Origin of the sequence: Curtobacterium sp. BRD11 (genome assembly GCF_031844345.1) — a bacterium.
GTDB lineage: Bacteria > Actinomycetota > Actinomycetes > Actinomycetales > Microbacteriaceae > Curtobacterium.
On sequence record NZ_JAUZUZ010000001.1, the window covers coordinates 125,337 to 144,276 of the forward strand.

The 18,940-nt window shown below is 74.7% G+C and carries 21 protein-coding genes and 1 riboswitch; of the genes, 10 read left to right on the forward strand and 11 right to left on the reverse strand.

All coding sequences use genetic code 11. The annotated features are described in order from the left end of the window. Nucleotides 1-133 precede the first annotated feature (133 nt). Nucleotides 134-1,162: an NADPH:quinone reductase gene (locus Q9R28_RS00535; protein WP_311205266.1), complete on the reverse strand. Its 1,029-nt coding sequence runs from the start codon at nt 1,160-1,162 to the stop codon at nt 134-136. 146 nt (nt 1,163-1,308) lie between these two features. Then, entirely contained in the window at nt 1,309-1,671 is a 363-nt protein-coding gene (locus tag Q9R28_RS00540; RefSeq protein WP_311205267.1) for a helix-turn-helix domain-containing protein, read from the reverse strand. A gap of 90 nt (nt 1,672-1,761) precedes the next feature. Here Q9R28_RS00540 and Q9R28_RS00545 point away from each other — a divergent pair, with 90 nt between their 5' ends. Then, nucleotides 1,762-2,415, forward strand: a complete 654-nt coding sequence (locus tag Q9R28_RS00545) for an NAD(P)-dependent oxidoreductase (protein WP_066653653.1) — start codon at nt 1,762-1,764, stop codon at nt 2,413-2,415. Between the two features lie 687 nt (nt 2,416-3,102). Here Q9R28_RS00545 and Q9R28_RS00550 read toward each other — a convergent pair. Beyond that, nucleotides 3,103-4,425: an MFS transporter gene (locus Q9R28_RS00550; protein WP_066653656.1), complete on the reverse strand. Its 1,323-nt coding sequence runs from the start codon at nt 4,423-4,425 to the stop codon at nt 3,103-3,105. A gap of 141 nt (nt 4,426-4,566) precedes the next feature. On the opposite strand from Q9R28_RS00550, the gene Q9R28_RS00555 reads away from it, so the two are divergent. Then, on the forward strand, nt 4,567-5,424 hold the full coding sequence (locus Q9R28_RS00555; protein WP_311205268.1) for a LysR substrate-binding domain-containing protein: 858 nt from the start codon (nt 4,567-4,569) through the stop codon (nt 5,422-5,424). A 3-nt stretch (nt 5,425-5,427) separates the two neighbouring features. Here the strand turns inward: Q9R28_RS00555 and Q9R28_RS00560 are convergent, their stop codons facing one another. Together Q9R28_RS00560 and Q9R28_RS00565 are read right to left on the reverse strand one after the other, a co-directional pair. After that, a complete protein-coding gene (locus Q9R28_RS00560) occupies nt 5,428-6,690 on the reverse strand; it encodes a hypothetical protein (protein WP_311205269.1) in 1,263 nt (420 codons plus the stop codon). A 174-nt stretch (nt 6,691-6,864) separates the two neighbouring features. Next, entirely contained in the window at nt 6,865-7,614 is a 750-nt protein-coding gene (locus Q9R28_RS00565) for an NAD(P)-binding domain-containing protein (protein WP_311205270.1), read from the reverse strand. On the opposite strand from Q9R28_RS00565, the gene Q9R28_RS00570 reads away from it, so the two are divergent. From Q9R28_RS00570 to Q9R28_RS00585, 4 genes are all read left to right on the forward strand, one after another. Further along, nucleotides 7,613-7,909 (forward strand): GNAT family N-acetyltransferase, encoded by a 297-nt coding sequence (locus tag Q9R28_RS00570; protein ID WP_066653669.1) that lies wholly within the window; start codon nt 7,613-7,615, stop codon nt 7,907-7,909. The two genes, Q9R28_RS00565 and Q9R28_RS00570, sit on opposite strands and share 2 nt — an antisense overlap. 56 nt (nt 7,910-7,965) lie before the next feature. Further along, the gene (locus tag Q9R28_RS00575; RefSeq protein WP_066653671.1) at nt 7,966-8,427 is read left to right on the forward strand and encodes a VOC family protein; all 462 of its coding nucleotides are present in this window, start codon (nt 7,966-7,968) and stop codon (nt 8,425-8,427) included. A gap of 87 nt (nt 8,428-8,514) precedes the next feature. Continuing rightward, nucleotides 8,515-9,051 (forward strand): MarR family winged helix-turn-helix transcriptional regulator, encoded by a 537-nt coding sequence (locus Q9R28_RS00580; protein WP_311205271.1) that lies wholly within the window; start codon nt 8,515-8,517, stop codon nt 9,049-9,051. Continuing rightward, the gene (locus Q9R28_RS00585; protein WP_066653676.1) at nt 9,048-9,557 is read left to right on the forward strand and encodes a metallophosphoesterase; all 510 of its coding nucleotides are present in this window, start codon (nt 9,048-9,050) and stop codon (nt 9,555-9,557) included. Before Q9R28_RS00580 ends, Q9R28_RS00585 begins: the two co-directional genes overlap by 4 nt. 124 nt (nt 9,558-9,681) lie before the next feature. On the opposite strand, the gene thiD is transcribed toward Q9R28_RS00585, so the two are convergent. From thiD to thiM, 3 genes are all read right to left on the reverse strand, one after another. Beyond that, nucleotides 9,682-11,226, reverse strand: coding sequence for a bifunctional hydroxymethylpyrimidine kinase/phosphomethylpyrimidine kinase (gene thiD, locus Q9R28_RS00590; RefSeq protein ID WP_311205272.1), 1,545 nt, complete (start codon nt 11,224-11,226; stop codon nt 9,682-9,684). After that, entirely contained in the window at nt 11,223-11,891 is a 669-nt protein-coding gene (gene thiE / locus Q9R28_RS00595) for a thiamine phosphate synthase (protein WP_311205273.1), read from the reverse strand. The genes thiD and thiE overlap by 4 nt, the downstream gene beginning before the upstream one ends. Continuing rightward, a complete protein-coding gene (gene thiM, locus Q9R28_RS00600; RefSeq protein WP_311205274.1) occupies nt 11,888-12,796 on the reverse strand; it encodes a hydroxyethylthiazole kinase in 909 nt (302 codons plus the stop codon). Before thiM ends, thiE begins: the two co-directional genes overlap by 4 nt. Beyond that, nucleotides 12,785-12,880, reverse strand: a riboswitch (TPP riboswitch). Its footprint overlaps the gene before it by 12 nt. Nucleotides 12,881-12,948: 68 nt before the next feature. On the opposite strand from thiM, the gene Q9R28_RS00605 reads away from it, so the two are divergent. Continuing rightward, entirely contained in the window at nt 12,949-13,893 is a 945-nt protein-coding gene (locus Q9R28_RS00605; RefSeq protein WP_251160138.1) for an NUDIX domain-containing protein, read from the forward strand. Between the two features lie 95 nt (nt 13,894-13,988). On the opposite strand, the gene Q9R28_RS00610 is transcribed toward Q9R28_RS00605, so the two are convergent. Next, nucleotides 13,989-15,242, reverse strand: a complete 1,254-nt coding sequence (locus Q9R28_RS00610; protein WP_311205275.1) for an MFS transporter — start codon at nt 15,240-15,242, stop codon at nt 13,989-13,991. Then, a complete protein-coding gene (locus Q9R28_RS00615) occupies nt 15,239-15,880 on the reverse strand; it encodes a GntR family transcriptional regulator (protein ID WP_066653683.1) in 642 nt (213 codons plus the stop codon). The genes Q9R28_RS00610 and Q9R28_RS00615 overlap by 4 nt, the downstream gene beginning before the upstream one ends. Before the next feature lie 150 nt (nt 15,881-16,030). Here Q9R28_RS00615 and Q9R28_RS00620 point away from each other — a divergent pair, with 150 nt between their 5' ends. After that, entirely contained in the window at nt 16,031-16,783 is a 753-nt protein-coding gene (locus Q9R28_RS00620; RefSeq protein ID WP_081984784.1) for a phosphotransferase enzyme family protein, read from the forward strand. Between the two features lie 317 nt (nt 16,784-17,100). After that, on the forward strand, nt 17,101-18,042 hold the full coding sequence (locus Q9R28_RS00625) for a DnaJ domain-containing protein (RefSeq protein WP_251160137.1): 942 nt from the start codon (nt 17,101-17,103) through the stop codon (nt 18,040-18,042). A gap of 23 nt (nt 18,043-18,065) precedes the next feature. Here Q9R28_RS00625 and Q9R28_RS00630 read toward each other — a convergent pair whose 3' ends face one another. Continuing rightward, on the reverse strand, nt 18,066-18,428 hold the full coding sequence (locus tag Q9R28_RS00630; protein ID WP_066653687.1) for an RNA-binding S4 domain-containing protein: 363 nt from the start codon (nt 18,426-18,428) through the stop codon (nt 18,066-18,068). A 97-nt stretch (nt 18,429-18,525) separates the two neighbouring features. On the opposite strand from Q9R28_RS00630, the gene Q9R28_RS00635 reads away from it, so the two are divergent. Further along, the gene (locus Q9R28_RS00635; protein WP_235426549.1) at nt 18,526-18,816 is read left to right on the forward strand and encodes a hypothetical protein; all 291 of its coding nucleotides are present in this window, start codon (nt 18,526-18,528) and stop codon (nt 18,814-18,816) included. The last annotated feature ends 124 nt before the right edge of the window (nt 18,817-18,940 follow it).

Sequence of the window (18,940 nt, forward strand, 5' to 3'; positions counted from 1 at the left end):
GCGCGGGACGGCCGGGAGGCGCGGGGCGGATCCGCCCCGCGCCTCCCGGCCGTCACCGGGTCGCCTCGGTGACGCGGCGTCCGGACGCGGGTCGCGCCTCCCGTCCGTCACCCGGTCGCGTCGGTGACCGGTCCTACTCGGACGCGACGTCGATCAGGACCTTGCCGACCGCGTCGCCCTCGACGGCGTCGTGCGCGGCCGCGGTGTCCTCGAGCGCGAAGCGCGTCAGGGGGAGGCCGGCGTCCTCGCCGACGGGCAGGACGTCGGCGCGCAGCGCGGCGGTGACGTCCTCGGCGGCGGCAGCCAGGGCTCGGTCGCCGATCGTGTACAGCAGCAGGAACTGGTAGCGCGCGTTGACCGACATGTTCGGACGGATCGGCAGCGTCGCGTCGTCGCCACCGTTGTTCGCGTAGATCGACACGACGCCGTGGTTCGCCAGGACGTCGGCGACGAGCTGGGCGTTCTGCGGGATCGAGACCTCCACGACGATGTCGACGCCGTCCGGGGCGATCTCGCGGATGCGCGCGGCGGCGTCCTCGTCGCGGTAGTTCACGGTGTGGTGCGCGCCGGCGGCGGTCGCCAGGGCAGCCTTCTCGTCGGAACTGATCGTGCTGATCACGGTCGCGCCGGCCCACCGGGCGAGCTGGATCGCGGCGTGCCCCACCGCCCCGGCGCCACCGGCGACCAGGACCGTGCGGCCCTCGAGCGCACCGGGGGTCAGGCGGTCCGGGCCGTCCTCGTGGGTGGTGAGTGCGCGGTGAGCGGTCATCGCCGGGACACCGAGCGAGGCACCGACGTCGAAGCTCGTGCCCTCGGGCAGCACGACCGCGCGCGCTGCCGGGACCACGGTGTACTCCTGCGCGGTGCCGGTGGGACGGCTGGCGGCTGCCATGTACAGCCACACGCGGTCTCCCTCGTGCAGGGTCTCGACGCCCTCGCCGACGGCGTCGACCACGCCGGCACCGTCCTGGTTCGGGGTGATCTCGGGGAAGGGCAGGCCGTCGCCGTAGGTACCGCCGGCGCGGGCCTTCCAGTCGGTGGGGTTCACACCGGAGACGACCACGCGGACGCGGACCTCGCCGGGGCCGGGCTGGGGGACCTCCCGCTCGACCAGGTCGAGGACGCTGCTGTCACCGGGCTTCGTGTAGACGATCGATCGCATGTGTCCAGGCAACCACCGCCGGTTCCCGAGTCTTCCTGCGGACGGTCAGCGGCGGTCGGCCGCGCGTGTCCGCGGCGCCGCGTGACGCCGCACCGGTGCCGTGCGGGTCCCGGTGCTGCGCGGTACAGCGCCACACGGCGACGCGCTCAGCGCCCGTCGTACACGTCGCGCGAGTCCTGCACGTCCGCCATGTGCGACGTCGCCCAGTCCTCGAGCGGCGCCAGCACCGCGCGCAGCGAGCGACCCCGCTCGGTGAGCTCGTACTCCACCCGCGGCGGGATCTCGGGGAAGACCGTGCGTGTCACCAGTCCGTCCCGCTCGAGCGCGCGCAGCGTCTGCGTGAGCATCTTCTGCGACACCCCCTGCACCCGGTTCGCGACGGCGGAGTAGCGCTGCGGTGCGTCGACGAGCGACCCGATCACCAGCACGCTCCACCGGTCGCCGATGCGGTCGAGCAGCTGCCGCGAGGGGCAGTCCGCCGCGTAGGGGCTGTACTCGAGTGCTGACATCCCGACCTCCGTTACGCACTGTGAGGTGCCTACTTCCCAGAAGAGAGTAACGCGAGTACCGTCGGTCGCACCAGTCACGGAAGGACTCTCATGACCAACATCGTCGTCTTCGGCGGCACCGGGTACGCCGGCTCCGCCATCGTCCGCGAGGCCCTGTCCCGCGGTCTCGCCGTCACCGCCGTCGCTCGCGACACCTCCAAGCTCGACGCCGCCGAGGGGCTCACCCTCGCGCAGGGCGATGCCTTCGACCCGTCGTTCGTGGCGGACGTCACGAAGGACGCCGACGTCGTCGTGGTCTCGCTGCACGCGGTCCAGGCGGACGGCAGTGAGTTGAAGGACAAGTTCCAGCACTTCGTCGACGCAGCGGCTGCTGCCGGCGCCCGGCTCGGCATCGTCGGTGGTGCGGGTTCGCTGCTCGTCGCCGAGGGCGGTCCGGCGCTCTACGAGACCGCCGAGTTCCCCGACGCCTTCAAGGGCGAGGCGAAGAGCCACGGTGAGATCCTCGACCGCCTGCGCTCCGGTGGGTACACCGGCGACGTCGACTGGTTCTACGTGAGCCCGGCCGCGGCCTTCGGCGGGTACAACCCCGGCGAGCGTCGGGGCACCTACCGCACCACGGACGACCTGCTCCTCACCGACGCCGAGGGCAACTCGGACATCTCCGGTGCGGACTACGCGATCGCGATCGTCGACGAGATCGAGCACCCGGCGCACCACCGCGCGCGGTTCGGCGTCGCGTACTGACGCGAGCGGCCGGCGCGACCCGCTGACGGGCGGGAGGCGCGGTGCGGGGTCGGCCCGTGCCTCCCGTCCGTCGCGTGGTGCGGCGTGCTCCTGCACAACGGAACGCACGTCGTGCCGTGTGTTCCCGTGGCGCGACGTGCTTTCGGTTGTGCCGCGCCCCTGCGCGTGTTCCGTTGCCGGACGGGAGGCGCGGTGCGGGGTCGGCCCGTGCCTCCCGTCCGCTACGTGGTGCGGCGTGCTGCTGCACAACGGAAAGCACGTCGTGCCACGTGTTCCCGTGGCGCGACGTGCTTTCGGTTGTGCCGCGCCCCCGCGCGTGTTCCGTCGCCGGACGGGAGGCGCGGCGCGGGGTGGCACCGTGCCTCCCGTCCGTCGCGTGGTGCGGCGTGCTCCTGCACAACGGGACGCACGTCGTGCCGTGTGTTTCCGTGGCGCGACGTGCTTTCGGTTGTGCCGCGCCCCTGCGCGTGTTCCGTTGCCGGACGGGAGGCGCGGTGCGGGGTCGGCCCGTGCCTCCCGTCCGTCGCGTGGTGCGGCGTGCTCCTGCACAACGGAACGCACGTCGCGCCGTGTGTTTCCGTGGCGCGACGTGCTTCCGGTTGTGCTCCAGCGCCGCGCGCCGCGCGCCGCGCGCCGCGACCCCGCAGCCGCGCGCCGCGCGCCGCGCGCCGCGTGCGCTACCGCGCGCTACCGCGCCTCGATCGCGGGCAGCGGCACGTGGTGCCGCATCCGCACCGCCAGGTGCAGCCCGCCCCGCCGTGCGAGCACGACGCCGGCGACGACCGCCGCCACCGCGGGGACGCCCCCGGCGACCACCATGCCGACGTGCGCGCCGAAGTGGTCGACGACCTGCCCCATGACCGGCCCGCCCACGGCCTGGCCGCCGAGCAGCACGAGCACGTAGAGCGACATCACCCGGCCTCGGATCGCGACGTTCGACGACAGCTGCACGAGCGAGTTCGACGCCGTCATGAACAGCAGTTGTGACATCCCGACCGCGACGAGCGCCACGGTGAACGGCGCGATCACCGGGATCGAGCCGCTCACGACGAGCAGCACGCCCGTCCAGAACACCCCGCCGACGATCGTCCGCAGCCGCACGGTCGCGCGCCTGGTCGAGAGCAGCGCCCCGGCCAGGGCTCCGACCGCGACCGCGGAGTTGAACACCCCGTAGCCGCCCGCGCCCACGTCGTAGACCTCCGACGCGAAGGCCGAGAGCAGCACCGGCATCGTCAGGGCGAACACCGAGAAGAACGCCATGAGCACGACCGGCACCAGGATCGTCGGCTTCCGGACGGCGTAGCGCAGGCCCTCGACGAGCTGTCCCTTGGCGCGCGGCATCGGCGGGGTCCGGTGGAGCTCCGAGGTCCGGAGGAACCCGAGCGTCACGACCACGGCGACGCAGGCGATCGCGTTCACCCCGAACGACCACCCCGCCCCGACGGCGACGAGCAGCGCTCCGGACAGCGCGGGCCCGATCATCCCGCCGAGCTGGAACACGCTCGAGTTGACGCTGATCGCGTTCCGCAGGTGCTGGTGCCCGACGATCTCGGTGACGAAGACCTGCCGCGCGGGGTTGTCGATGACGGTGACCATCCCGACCAGGAACGCGATGACCCAGATGTGCCACGCCTCGACCACGCCGGTGAGGGTCAGGACGGCGAGCAGTGCGGAGAGCACCGCGAAGGCGCCCTGGGTGAGCATCATGAGCGCGCGCTTCGAGAACCGGTCGACGAGCACCCCGCCCCAGAGCCCGAAGAACAGCATCGGCGCGAACTGGCACGCGACGGTGATGCCGACCTGCGCGACGGAGCCGGTGAGCTGCAGGACGAGCCAGTCCTGCGCGATCCGCTGCATCCAGCCCGCGGTCATCGCCACGAGGTTGGTTGCGGTGAACAGCCGGAAGTTGGGGACCGACAGGGCGATGAGGGTGTGCCGCCACGGTGGACGCTCGGCCTGGATCGGGAGTGGTTCGGTGGGTGGAGGGAGGGTCGTCGATGACGCACTCACGGTGGTGGGGCTCCGGATCGTCGGGGGTGGAGTCGGTACCCGTTCGAAACTACGTGGCGCCGGGCCATTCGACACCCCTATGGTGGCTATCACTCCATTGCGATGTCGAATGGCGGCGGCCCGTCCGCCGGAGGAGGTCACGTGCTCGACCCGGTGCTGCTCCGCACGTTCCTCGCCGTCGCCGAGACCGGCAGCTTCACGCTCGCCGGGCAGCGCCTCGGCATCAGCCAGCCGACCGTCTCGCAGCACGTGCGTCGGCTCGAGACCGCGGTGGCGAGGACCCTCGTGGCCCGGGACACCCGCGGGGTGGCGCTCACCGACAACGGCGACGCGATGGCCGGGTTCGCCCGCTCGATCCTCGCCGCGCACGCGACCGCCGACGCCTACTTCTCCGGGGCCGCGACCCGCGGCCGGCTCCGCTTCGGTGCGGCGGACGACCTCGCGATCACGCAGCTGCCGCGCATCCTGCGGGACTTCCGCCGGCTGCACCCGCAGGTGAACCTCGAGCTGACGGTGAACCAGTCCGCGCCGCTCCTCCGCCGGGTGCACGCGGGTCAGCTCGACCTCGTGTTCATCAAGCAGACCGCGGGGGAGTCCGCCGAGGGCACCCGCGTCGCGACCGACCAGATGGTGTGGATGGCGCAGGACGGCTTCGCGCTCGAAGCCGACGAGCCCGTCCCGCTGATCGCGTACCAGGCGCCGAGCATCAGCCGGCAGATGGCGATCGACGCCCTCGAGTCCGCCGGGCGCACCTGGCGGATCACCTGCAACACCCGTGACGTGAACGGCGTGCTCGCGGCGGTCCGGGCGGGCATCGGGGTCGCGGTGTTCCCGCACTCGCTGATCCCGGCCGACCTCGTGAAGGTGTCGCAGCGGCTCTCGCTGCCGGACCTGCCCGCCGTCGACTACGTGCTCATCGCGAACCCGACCGTGCAGCGCGAGCCGATCGACGCCCTGACGAGCGCGATCCTGTCCCGCGGGGTCGTCCGCGCCGTCTGAGCGCTACGGCGCGAGGGTCGGCGTCGTCCCCGTGCCGGTGAGGTCGGGCAGCGTCACGCCGGCGGGTGCCAGCAGCGCCGCGGCGACCGCCCAGAGGAGCACGAGCGTGCCGACACCGCCGAGCACCGCCCCGAGGAGCGCCACCGGTCGCTGCCACGTCGCCGCGGGGGTCCGCAGGGCCGTCACCGACAGCGCGAGTGCGAGCACCCCGAGGACCAGTCCGGTCGCGTGCACCGTCGCCGGCGCCGTGAACCACCAGGCGGCGAGGGCGAGGGCGGCGACACCGGTCACGGCGCCGAGCACGGCTGCCGGGGTCGCCCCGATCGCGGTGCGGCTGCGGTCGCGGGACGTCCGACGGTCGGCCTGGAGGCCCTGCTCACCGTCGTCGTGCCCGCCCACCTCGGCGTCGGTGCCGGTGCGAGCCGCGGCCGGTCCCGACCGGCGACCCCGCCGGTAGGGCGCGGACACACCGCCGGCGACCGGGGCACCGGCTGCCGACGGCCCGGCCGCTGCCGTGGGTGCGGCAGCCGCTGCCGTGGGCACGGCGGCCGCCGGCGTGGAGGCGGCGGCGGGTCCGCCCGGGAAGACCGACGGTGCCTGGACGGTGGGCGCGGCGGGCGCTGCGATGACGGCGTCGAAGCCGGACGGCGCGGGGTCGACGACGGTCGGCCGCGGTGCCTGCTGCCGGGCGAAGCGCGCCGGCGTGCGGTACCCGATCGGTCCGGAGGGCTCGGGTTCCGCGCCCTCGACCAGGACGTGCTCGAGTCCGGGGACCGAGAAGCGGGGCTGTCCGACGACGGGGGCGGCGGGAGCGGGGGGCTCCACCGGTGCCGGGGCGTGGGCGCTGTGCGTCGGGTCGACCGGCGGAGTGAGGGGGCCGCCCGACTCGGCGGCGTCGACGGGGGACACCGGCAGGGGTGCGGTGTCGAACGGCGGCACCTGCACCGCGGGCGAGGTCGGGGCCGGCGGGAGCAGGTGCTCCTGCGGCGGGTAGTCGGGCACGACGACGTCGACGGCGGGCAGCGCGTCGGTCGGGTCCTGCGGCGGCGTCGGACCCGCCGCACCCGGCATCCCGGGGGTGACCACGGGGACGGCCGCGACCGCGTCGAGGACGGGTGCCTGCGGGGCGGGGGCGCGTGGTGCCTCCCGGCCGACGGCGGTGTCCTCGGGGGGTGCGACGACCCACGCAGGGACCGCTCGACGCGGCCGGTCTCGGTCCGGCATGCGGTGCGACGCCACTCGTGCTCCCTCGCTCTTCTGATCCATCGTCATTTCTATCCGCGTGCATGGACCGCTGCGCAGCCCCAGTTCCGGGGTCGCGCAGTCCACTTCGCGCAGGATGCCTCGCGGCCGGGGCTCGCGAGACGCAACGAAGGCGGCTCCGCGCCGAGCTGTACCGCTGCGGGGAACCGCCTTCGTGGCGTGTTGCGGAGGTGGGGGCTACATGTCGCGGTAGCGCTCCGCCTCGGCGAGCTTCGCCCGGAGCTCGTCGGCGGTGTACCGCGTGACGTACCCGGGGGTGTCGCGCTGGATGCGCCAGCCCTCGGCGAGGGGGCCCGCGTCGACCACGTCGAACCCGAACTCGTCGATCAGGTCGGAGACGACCCGCTTGGCGTCGGCGTCGTCGCCCGCGACCACCAGGGCCCGGCGGTCGGGGGTGCCGGCGGGGGTGGCCTCGTCGGTCAGTGCCGTGGCGGCGATGTGGTTGAACGCCTTGACGACCCGGGCACCGCGCAGGTGGTCCTGCAGGAGCTCGGCGGTGGTCGTCGTCTCCTCGTCGAGGGACGCGATGTGGCCGTCACGCTGCGGGTAGTAGTTGTTGGTGTCGATGACGACCTTGCCGACCAGGGGTTCGACCGGGATCGTCTCGATCGCCGCGAGCGGGGTGGTCACGACGACGATGTCGCCCGCTGCTGCCGCCTCGTCGCGGGTGGCCGCGCGGGCGTGCTCGCCGAGCTCCGAGACCAGGTCCTGCAGGGTCTCGGGGCCGCGCGAGTTGGCGATCACGACCTCGTGGCCGTGCTGCACGGCGAGGCGCGCGAGCTGGGATCCGATGTTGCCTGCTCCGATGATGCCGATCGTTGTCATGCGGTCGTGCAACGCGGCGCCGAGCAGCGCATTCCCACCGGCGGTCGCCCCGGGCCGTCGTCGCCGTGCGGCCGCTGCCCGTCGGGTGCATGATGGCGCCATGGCCCACGAGTTCCGCGACGAAGCCGACCGCGACCGCTACGCGATGTACGTCGACGGCGAGCTCGTGAGCGTGCTCGACTACCGGGCCGCGGAGGACGCCGTGTCGTTCCCGCACACGTACACGGTCCCGAGCCACCGCGGGCACGGCTACGCGGCGGAGCTCGTCGCGCACGCCGTCGCCGACGTCGAGGCGAGGACCACGAAGCGCATCGTGCCGATGTGCTGGTTCGTCGGCAAGTGGTTCGACGAACACCCCGAGAAGGCCGACCTGCTCAGCCGCGGCACCGCGGACTGACCCACCCCACGCTCCGGCCGCAGCGTCGCGGCCGCACCCGAGCACCCGGAGGCACCGTGCCCACGATCACCCCGTTCCTCTGGTTCGACGACCAGGCCGAACAGGCCGCCACGACCTACACGTCGCTCTTCCCGGACAGTCGGGTCGACAGCGTCGCCCGGACGCCGGACGGCACCGCCCTCGTCGTCGAGTTCACGCTCCTCGGACAGCCCTACCGGGCGATGAACGGTGGCCCGGGGCACCCGCACACCGACGCCGTGTCCTTCCAGGTCGACGTCGACACGCAGGACGAGCTCGACCGGGTGTGGGACGCGCTCCTCGCCGACGGCGGCCGACCGCTCGCGTGCGGGTGGCTGCACGACCGCTGGGGCCTGACGTGGCAGGTGACCCCGTCGATGATGGGCGACCTGATGACCGGCGGCGGTGACCCCGAGGCCAACGCCCGGGTGTTCAAGGCGATGCAGGACATGGTCAAGCTCGACATCCCCGCGCTGCAGGCCGCAGCCGCCGGTCACTGAGGGGGAGCAGCCCGTGACCGCCGGTAGGGTGGCGGCACCCACCAGCGCCGAGCACCCGGCGCACGCAGTGACAGGCTGGAGAACGCGATGAGCAGCCCGAGCTCGGCGGTCCGTGACGGCGGACGCCCCGACGACGAGGTCCGCAACGACGACATCGGACGCGCCTACACCGAACTCGCCCGCATCACGCGACGTGCGAGCATCCGGGCGCGCGGCGACGACCTCGTGCTCAGCGTCGTCGACCAGTCCCTCGTCGACTTCGTCGTGCAGCACCCCGGGTGCATGGCGATCGACATCGCCCGGTACCTGCGGCTCAACCGCTCGACGATCTCGCGGCAGCTGTCCGGCCTGCTCGCGGCGGGGCTCGTGCGGACCACCGACGGCGGCTCCGGCAACGCGAAGCCCCTCGAGGCGACCGACGCCGGTCGTGCCGCCCTCGACCGCTCGGTGCGCCTGCACCGCGACGCGCTCGAGGAACGGCTCGCCGACTGGTCGGACGACGACATCGCGCTCCTCGCCGGGCTGCTCGAACGACTCGGCGCCGCCGACGAGGCCGGTCTGCCGATGCCCGCCCGCGCGACGCCGGACGGCCACGCCGGTACGGACGGTCCCGACGCCCCGTGACCACCTCGTTCGTCCTGCTCTCCGACACCCACCTGCCGAAGCGCGCGAAGGACCTGCCGGCTGGGCTCTGGGCGGACGTCGACGCGGCGGACCTCGTCGTGCACGCGGGGGACTGGGTCGACCTCGCCACCCTCGACGCCGTGCAGGGTCGGTCCCGTCGGTTCGAGGGCGTCCGCGGCAACAACGACGGCCCCGAGTTCGACGACCGGCTGCCGCTGGTGGCCCGCTTCACGGTGGAGGACCTCCGCTTCGCCCTGGTGCACGAGACCGGTGCGGCGACGGGTCGCGAGCGCCGGGCGGACGCCGCGTACCCGGACACCGACGTGCTCGTGTTCGGGCACTCGCACATCCCGTGGGACTCGGTCGCGCCGTCGGGGATGCGCCTGCTCAACCCCGGGTCGCCGACGGACCGCCGCAGGCAGCCCGACTTCACGTGGATGCGGGGAACGGTGGACGGGCGTGCGCTGACGGTCGAGACGGTCCGGTTGCCGCCGGCGGCGCGCTGACGCGACCGCACGACCACCGGACGGGCGAGTCGGCAGACGGGGGACCCACCGGACGGGAGGCACGGCTCGGGTCCGCCCCGTGCCTCCCGACCGTCCCGTGCCGCGTGCGACAGCCGTGGTCCGGTCAGTCGCGCTGCATCGGCGGGGCCGACGGGGCCGACGGGTCCACGTGTCCCGTCGGCATCCGGAAGAACGCGAGCTCCCACTCGGTCGACCGTCGGTGCGCCCGCGCCATCCGCCCCCGCTCGGACGGGTCCGCGGCGGCCGCGAGCGCCTCGACGCGCGCGGTCGCCTCGGCGCTCGCCGCAGCGAACGCCGGGTCGCCGTACGCGCCGAGCCAGTCCGCGAAGGGGTGTCCCTCCGGGGCGCGGCCGAGCTGCGTGCCGACCCAGGCGTAGACCCGGAAGCACGGCAGCACGGCGGCGGCGAGCACCCCGACCGACCCGCTGTCGGCCGCGGCCTGCAGGTGGGCGAGGTACCCGGCGCACGTCGGGTGGACCGGGTCGTCGGCGTGCGTGCCCGCCAGGCGGCGGTGGTGCAGGTCGCGTGCCTCGTCGGCGCAGCCCGCGGCGGCCGAGGCCCAGAACGCCGCGGGCTCGCCGTCCGTGGTGGCGACCAGCCGTCGCAGGTGCTGCTCGTAGGCCCGCAGGTAGTGGACGTCCTGCGCGAGGTACCGGGCGAACACGTCCCCGTCGAGCGTGCCGTCACGCAGGCGCTCCAGGAAGGAGCACGAGAGCGTCCGGTCGAGGGTCTCGGCGACGTCCGCCCACCACCGGTCCGTCCAGGTCGTCGGGGGGAGCGCGGCACGGGTGAGCGCACCGTGGTCGACCGGTCCGTTGCCCGTCCCGACCCGGAGCGCGTCGGCGCCACGGAGCGCGGCGGTGAGCCACGTCTTCGCCCCGCCGACCGCGAGCTCCCAGTCGCCGTCGCGTGCGGCGAGCGTCGCGATCGCGCTCGACAGGGAGCACCCCGTGCCGTGCGTGTTGGTCGTCGCGATGCGCGGGCCCCGGAAGGTGCGGGCGGAGCCGTCGGGCCGGACGAGCACGTCGTCGGCGGTCGGCCCGGTGTCGTGCCCGCCCTTCGCGAGCACCAGGACGTCCCACCGACGGGCCACGAGCCGTGCGGCTTCGAGGGGTGTCGGTGCGGTGCCCCCGGCGAGCGCGACGAGGTCGGTCAGCTCGGCGCGGTTCGGGGTCACGAGGTCGGCGAGCGAGAGCAGGTCGCCCATCGCGGCGGTCGCCTGCCGGTCGAGCAGCCGGTCGCCGCTCGTGGCCACCATCACCGGGTCCACGACGACCACGGGCGGGCGGTGTGCGCGGACCCAGTCCGTGACCGTGCGGACGACCTCGACGGTGCCGAGCATCCCGATCTTGACGGCGTCGACCACCACGTCGTCCGACACGGCGTCGAGCTGCTCGCGGAGGAACCCGACGTCGGGGACGTGCACCGACCGCACGCCGTGGGTGTTCTGCGCGACCAGGGCCGTCACGACGCCCATGCCGTAGCCGTCGTGCGCCGTGATCGCCTTGAGGTCCGCGTGGAGTCCGGCGCCGCCCGTCGGGTCGGTGCCCGCGATGCTGAGGACCCGCGGCACGTGCGGCCGCCCCGGCACCGGCACCGGCGGCACCGGCGGCGACGTCGAGCCCACGGCGGGCTCGGCGCCGGTCACGACCCGCTCCAGGCGCGGAGGTACGCCGCCGCTGCCACGTGCGGGTCGGCGGCGGCGCAGATCCCGGACACCACCGCGACACCGGCGACACCGGCCGCACGCAGCGGCGCGACGTCGTCCAGGGTCACGCCGCCGATCGCGACACACGGGACCCCGAGCGGGCGCGCCGCACCGGTGATCCGGGCGACGCCGTCCACGCCGAGCGCCGGCGGGTGGTCCGGCTTCGTCGAGGTCGGGTGGACGACACCGACGCCGAGCAGGTCGACGGTGCCGCGGGGCAGCTCCGCGAGGGCCGCCAGGTGGGCCGGGGTGTTCGCGGTGAGCCCCACGTGGGCGTCCGGGCCGAGGAGCGCGCGGGCGGCCGCGACGGGCAGGTCCGACTGGCCGAGGTGCACGCCCGCGACCCGGTGTCCGGCACGTCGGGCGGCGAGCGCGACGTCCGTCCGGTCGTCCACCACGACGGTCGCGCGGTCCCCGACGGCGTCGGCCACCGCGGCGGTGAGGGCGAGGAGGTCGCGGACCGGTGCCTGCTTGTCGCGCACCTGCACGAGCCGCACCCCGGCGTCGACCGCGGCACGGACGACGCCGAGCACGCCCCTGCCGTGCCGATCGACGAGCACCGGGTCGGTGACCAGGTAGACGCCCAGGTCCGTCGGGGCGCTCACGGTCGGACCACCGTCGGCGCTGCAGCGGACCCCGGGATCGTCGGTGGTGCGGACTCCGGGGTGATGCGCGCCACCCGGAGGACGTCCTCGGGGGTCAGCGTCGCCAGCCGGTCGAGGAACAGCGGCTGGAAGGTCCCCGGGCCGCCGGCGTCACGTGCGGCGAGCTCGGCGGCGACCGTGTGCACCACCGTCCCGGCGACGGCTGCTGCGCCCGGGTCGTCCGGGACCACCGCCGCGAAGGCGGCGACCACCGCGCCGAGCGCGCACCCGCCCCCGGTGATGCGGGTCAGCAGCGGCGACCCGTTCGCGACCCGCACCACGCCGGTGCCCGGCGCGACCAGCAGGTCGACGGGACCGGACGCGGCCACGGCGCCCACGAGCCTCCCGTCCGACGCCCGGAGCGCTGCCGCCCGCGCCTCGTCCGTGCCGGCGGTGCTGTCGACCCCGCGGCCGCCGTCGGCGTCGCCGAGCAGGGCGAGGACCTCCGAGGCGTTCCCGCGCAGCACGGTCGGCCGGAGCGCGAGGAGCTCGCGGGCGAGGGCGGTGCGGACCGGCAGCGCGCCGACCGCGACGGGGTCCAGGACCCACGGTGTGCCGACGTCGACGGCCGCGGATGCCGCCTCGACCGACGCCGCACGCGGCTCCGGGTGCGGGGTGCCGGTGTTGACGAGCAGGGCGTCGGCGACGCGGGCGAACGGGCCGGCCTCGGTGGTGACGTCGACCATCGCCGCGGAGGCGCCGAGGGCGAGCAGGACGTTCGCCGTGACGTTCTGCACCACGGTGTTCGTGATGCACTGCACCAGGGTGCTGCGGGCGCGCACCTCCTCGAGCAGCGTGGCGGTGCGGTCGGCCCAGTCCGGGGACGGGGAGCCGGCGGGTCCGGGTACGGGCGCAGCAGTGTGCATGGACGATCCCTTCGCGAGTACGAGCTCGAGCAGGTTCGACGGGTGTGATCTCAGCCGCTCGGTGCGGCACCCCGTGTCTCGGACGACACCGTACACGACGTCCGACGACCTCCTCCGGGCACTCCGGGGGTGCGGTGTGCCAGTGTTGACGGGTGCCTGACGTGACCCCTCCCGGACCGCCGCCCGGACCCCGCGACCCCGGCGACGCGTGGGCCGTCGGACCGGACGGCACCAAGGCCTGGGGACGCTTCGGCGCGGCCGGCCTGCTCGTCGACGACGGTGCCGGCCGGGTGCTCCTGCAGCACCGCGTCGAGTGGAGCCACCACGGCGGCACGTGGGGGATCCCCGGTGGTGCACGCCACCAGGACGAGGACGCCGTCACCGCCGCGCTCCGGGAGTCCGCGGAGGAGGCCGGGGTGCCCGAGGACGGCATCGACCTGCGGCACGCCGCCGTGCTCGACCTGGGCTTCTGGACCTACACGACCGTCGTCGGTCGCGCCCGCCGCCCGTTCGAGCCGGTGATCGCGGACCGCGAGAGCCTCGCGCTGTCGTGGGTCCCCGTCGCCGAGGTCGACGCGCTGCCCCTGCACCCGGGCTTCGGTGCCTCGTGGCCGGCCCTGCGCGGCGCGATCGAGACGGTCCCGCACGTGGTGGTGGACGCGGCGAACGTCGTCGGCAGCGTGCCGGACGGCTGGTGGAAGGACCGTGCGGGCGCGGCGGAGCGGCTGCTGTCGTCCGTGGCGGCGCTCGCCGGACGGGGCGTGGGCGCGGGGGAGCTCGGGTTGCCCTTCGCCCGCTGGTGGCCGCGGTGGACGGTGGTGCTCGAGGGCGAGGCGCGGGCGGCCGGCGCGGGTGCCGGTGCTGCGGGCACGGCGGCGGGTGCCGTCGGTGCCGGCGACCTCGGCGGTGCGGCCGACTCGGTCGGGGTCGTCCGCGCCGAGGGCTCCGGCGACGACGCGATCGTCGAGGCTGCCCGGTCGGCGCTCGGCGACGGACACGCACCGGTCGTCGTCGTCACGGCGGACCGGGAGCTCCGTACCCGGGTCGAGGCCCTGGGCGCCGAGGTCCGCGGCCCCGGCTGGTTCCGCGAGCAGTAGTCCGCCACCGCTGCATCGGTCCGCTGCTGCGTCGGCCCACCGCAGCGCCGGTCCGCTGCTGCGGCGGTCCACTGCAGCGCCGGCCCGCTGCGGCGTCAGCCCTCCGGCACGTACCGCTTCGACGACACCAGCAGCGCCACCCACGACACCACCCCGAGCCCGACCACCACGGCCAGGATCGCCGACACCGGGACCCCGGCACCGCCCGCGATCGCCGCGATGACCGCCGGCGCCAGGAACCCGCTGTACGCCACCGCGTAGAACGCTCCCGTCAGGCCGGCGAGGTCGCGCGACCCGGCGATCCGCTGGACCTCGAGCAACGAGGACACGAGCGCGGTCCCCATCCCGACGCCGATCACCACGTTCGCCGCGAGCCCGACCCACACCGACTGCAGCTCCACCGCCAGGAGCACGACCCCGATCCCGACGGTCATCACGGCGACGGCGGTGACGAGCCCGCGCGCCGAGGACACCGAGTGCACGCGCTTGGCGAGCGGCTGCACCGCGCTCGAGACCCCGAGGGCGACGACGGTCGCGGCGGTCGCGAACACCAAGCCCCACGGACCGGTCGCTCCCGCGAGCCGGGTCGGCAGGTACCCGTAGCCGATCGCAGCGGACCCGAAGATCCACGGTGCCGCGACGACGACCACCCGCGTGAAGCGTCGGTGCCCGGCACTCGGGATCGCGAGCTGCCGCCACCACGGACCGGCGAGACCACCGTTCACCGCGGTCTCCGGCGCTCGCCACACGACGAGGGCGAACGGTGCCGCGACGCAGATGTGCACGAGGAACGGCAGGACCTCGGGCACCGGCCCCCACTGCGCGATCCCACCGGCGACGAGGGCACCGATCCCGGACCCCAGCGTGAAGGCCAGCGACGCGCGCCGTGCCCCGGAGCCGGCATCGGCCGAGGGGTCGTGGCGGCCCTGCGAGAGCTCCTTCACCCAGCTGTTGCCGACCGCCATCGCGATGCCGACCGTGACGCCGGAGAACAGCCGGCCGGCCGCGAGGAAGCCGGGTCCGAACGGCCCGAGTGCCAGGAGTCCGCTGCCGACGACGGCCGCGGCGATGCCGACGAGCATGAGCGGCTTCCGCCCGTGCCGGTCCGAGAGCGACCCGGCGACGAGCAGCGCGGGTGCGAGCCCGAGGACGTAGACCCCGAGGAAGACGTTGACGAGCACGGACGAGTAGTGCGCCCGCTCCTCGTACATGAGCAGCAGCGGCGAGAACTGGTTGCCGCCCCACGAGCACACGAAGACCGCGCCCCAGACCATCGCCCACGGGGCCACCCGGCTGACCGGCACCGGCACGGAGCCGGTGGTCGGGATGCTCCCGGTCGCGCCGCTCACAGCGCGCCCCGGTGGGACGCGACGTGCGCTCGGAGGACCGCCGCGTACCGCTCGGCGTCCCCGTCGTCGAGGGCCGCGGCGAGCGCCCGGTGCTCGTCGAGCGACGCCTGCAACTGCTCCGGTCGCACGCGCATCAGCTGGTGCCGCAGCCGCTGCTGCCGGTCGCCGAGCGTCCGCGCGAAGCGGACGGCGATCGCGTTCCGCGACGCCGCGACGACGGCGCCGTGGAACGCCGCGTCCCGCTCGACGAAGCGGTCGACGTCCCCGGCGGCCACCGCCGCCTCCTGCTCCGCCAGCTCGGCCTGGAGGAGCGGTGCCAGTTCCGGCACGCGGCCGTCGGTGACGACGCGGGTCGCCGCGGTCGACTCGATCGCCTCACGCACCTCGAGCACGTCCGCCGCCTCGTTCGGGGACATCGGGCGCACGACGGCGCCCCGGCGGGCGCCGAGCAGGATGAGGTCCTCGGCCGCCAGGCGCAGGAACGCCTCGTGCACGGGTGTCCGCGAGACGCCGATCTCCCGGCAGAGCACGTTCTCGCTGATCGCCGTGCCGCCCGGCAGGTCGCCGCGGATGATCGCCCGCTTGACGTGCTCGTACGCCCGTCCTGCGGCGGAGACCTCGGTGCTGGTGTCGCTCACGGCAGCCGATCCTACGCCTTGCATGCAAGCTTGCACACGTTGTGGAGCGAGATCGTCACGCGGCCGTCGTGACCGGATCGAGACATCGCCCACCCGGCGTCGCTACGCTGACCCTCACGTCAACGGAGACGTACCGATCAGGAGGTCACGATGGAGCGTGTCACCAGAGCCGACGACCGTGTGCACCGCCCTGCGGGGCCCTGGACACCGACGGTGCACCGGCTGCTCGCGCACCTGCACGAGCAGGGCTTCGTCGCGGCACCCGAACCGATCGCCGTCGGGGACGCCCTCGAGACGGTGAGCTTCGTGCCGGGCACGGCGGGCAACTACCCCTGGAGCACCGAGATCGCGAGCGAGGCGGCCCTCGTCACGTCCGCGCGACTGCTGCGCCAGTACCACGACGTCGCGGCGACCTACCCGCGGGACGACGCGGTCGACGTCTGGTCGCAGGCCGAACGGCTGCCGGTCGAGACGATCGTGCACGGTGACTTCGCGCCGTACAACTGCGTGTACGACGGCATCGCCGCGGTCGGGCTCATCGACTTCGACACCGCGCACCCCGGGCCGCGCGTCTGGGACGTCGCGAGCGCGGTCTACCGCTTCGCGCCGTTCACCACCGGTCTCGTCGAGGGCAGTTCGGCGCCGGGACTCGACGAGCGCCTCGACCGCGCGGCGGAGTTCTGCCGCGCCTACGGGCTCGACGACCGTTCCCGCGGGGTGCTCGTCGAGACGATCACGGCCTCGCTCGTCGCCCTCGTCACGACGATGGAGACCGAGGCCGCCGCGGGGAACCCGAAGTTCCTCAGCGACCTCGAGCACGGGCACGCCGACCTGTACCGGGCTGACGTGGCGTGGATCGAGTCCCACGCGGACCTGATCCGCGCGGCCGTCACCGCCGACTGACGTCCGCGCGGACGAGCTGCGCGGCGCACCGGCGTCGGTGCCGGACGCCGCAGAGCCGTCGAGACGCCGGCGTCGGTGCCGGACGCCGCAGAGCCGTCGAGACGCCGCCGGATCCCGCGGCGTCTCGACCGGCGGACGGCGTCTCGCACCGACGCCGTCGTCTCGCCGGTGTGGGACGCGCGTCGGACCGCGGCGTCCCGCGCAGACGCCGGCGTCTCGGGGCGCGACGCGCGCGTCGGACGTGCACCGGGCCTCCCGGCAGCTCCCAGCCCGCACGCGGCGGACTCCGATGCTCCAGCGGGTAGTGTCGCAGGGCCATGACCGACAGCCCGGCCGACGCCACCCCGTACGAGGTCCTCGGCGTCCCCGCGACCGCCGACGACGACGCGCTCCGCCGTGCGTACCGTCGTGCCGCTCGCGAGACCCACCCCGACCTCGGTGGAGACGCCCGGCGCTTCCGCCAGGTGCAGATCGCGTGGGAGCGCATCGGGACCCCGGCTGCCCGCCGGGCGTACGACGCGGGCTCCCGCACGTCGACCCCCAGCGCAGCGTCCGGTCCGTCCGGGTCCTCGGTCTGGTCGCACGACGGCCAGGGGTTCGCGCCCCCGACGGCTCGGCGCGACTCCCGGCCGCGGGCGCGCTCGTACGGGCACCCGGGTGGTCGTTCCCGCGAGGTCTTCCTGCAGGCCGAACGCGAGTGGGTCGGCCTCGGCGACCCCGTCGAGGACCCGTACGACCCGGCGCTGGTCCGCTCCGCGCCGCGGCACATCCGCCGACTGCTCGCCGAGGCCCTCGCGGAGGAGGCGACGGCGTCGATCATCGCGGGGATGGGCATCGGCGTGACCGTGTGGCACGACCTCGACGCCGGTGCCGAGGGCAAGCTCGACCACGCCGTGCTGACCCCGAGCGGACTCTGGGCCGTCGAGTCGATCGACTGGGGCGCTCCCGTGCGCATCGAGCACGGTGACATCGCCGGCGAGACCCTGGCGCCGGGCGAGCGTCCGGTCAAGGAGCTCGTGCGGGCAGCCCGAGCGGTGCAGAAGCAGACCCGCGTGAAGTTCACCGGACGGCTGATGGTCGTGCCGGACTCCGCCGTCGACGAGGACGTCCAGGTCGTCGGGTCGGCGCGCAAGCCCACCGCGCTCGTGGTCCGTCGCAGTGCGCTCGGTCAGGTCCTGAACGGGGTGTTCTCCCCGGAGGGCTCGGTCGACGTGTTCGACGTCCGCGACCGCCTGCAGCAGACCGTCCGCTTCGTCTGACGGCGGCGCGACGCCCGGTCGCGTCAGTGGCCGCGGAGCTTCTCGAGGTCGCGGCGCTCCCGCTTGCTCGGACGACCGGCGCCTCGGTCCCGGGTCGGGACGAACCCGGCCTCCTCGCGGGGGAGCCGGGGCGGGGTCCGGTCCTCGAAGTGCTTCGCCGCCTCGGTCGCGCTCGTCCGCTTGAGGATGATGCCCGTCACGACGACGATGCGGTCGAACCCGTGCTGACGGACCCGCACCTCGTCCCCGGGGGCGATCGGCTGCGCCGGCTTCGCACGTTCCCCGTTCACCCGGACGTGGCCGGCCTTGCACGCACTGGTCGCGGCGGACCGGGTCTTCGTGATCCGCACCGCCCAGATCCAGCTGTCGACGCGCGCCTTCTCCATCCCACCACCCTAGGCGGCGCAGCCCTGCGAGCAGCCCGCGCCGGGGACCCGAGCGGGCCGACACCCGAGCCGTGCGATCGGGCCGTACGCTCGACGGGTGCAGGAACCGCGGCAGCAGGACCCGGACGGCCGGGCTCCGAGCGAGCAGGATGCCCTCGCCCGGGCGCTGGCGCTCGGCGTCCTGCGTGCGGCGTCCCCCGGCGACCGGCTCGTCGTGCGGGCACGGGTCGGGGACGGCGCTCGCGACGCCCTCGGCACCCTGTCCGCACGGACCGTCGACACGGTCACGATCGAGACGCGACGGGGGCACGTCGACGTCCCGCTCGCCGACGTGGTCGCGGCGAAGCACGTGCCCCCGCCGCCGACACCGCGGACGCGCCGCCCCTGAGCAGCCGCGCGACGCAGCCCGGCAACGCAGCCCGCGACGCGGCCAGCAGCGCAGCACGCGACGCAGCCCGCGACGCAGCTCCACCCACCTCGCCCGACGGCGAGCAGGCTCCGCCCGCGCGGCG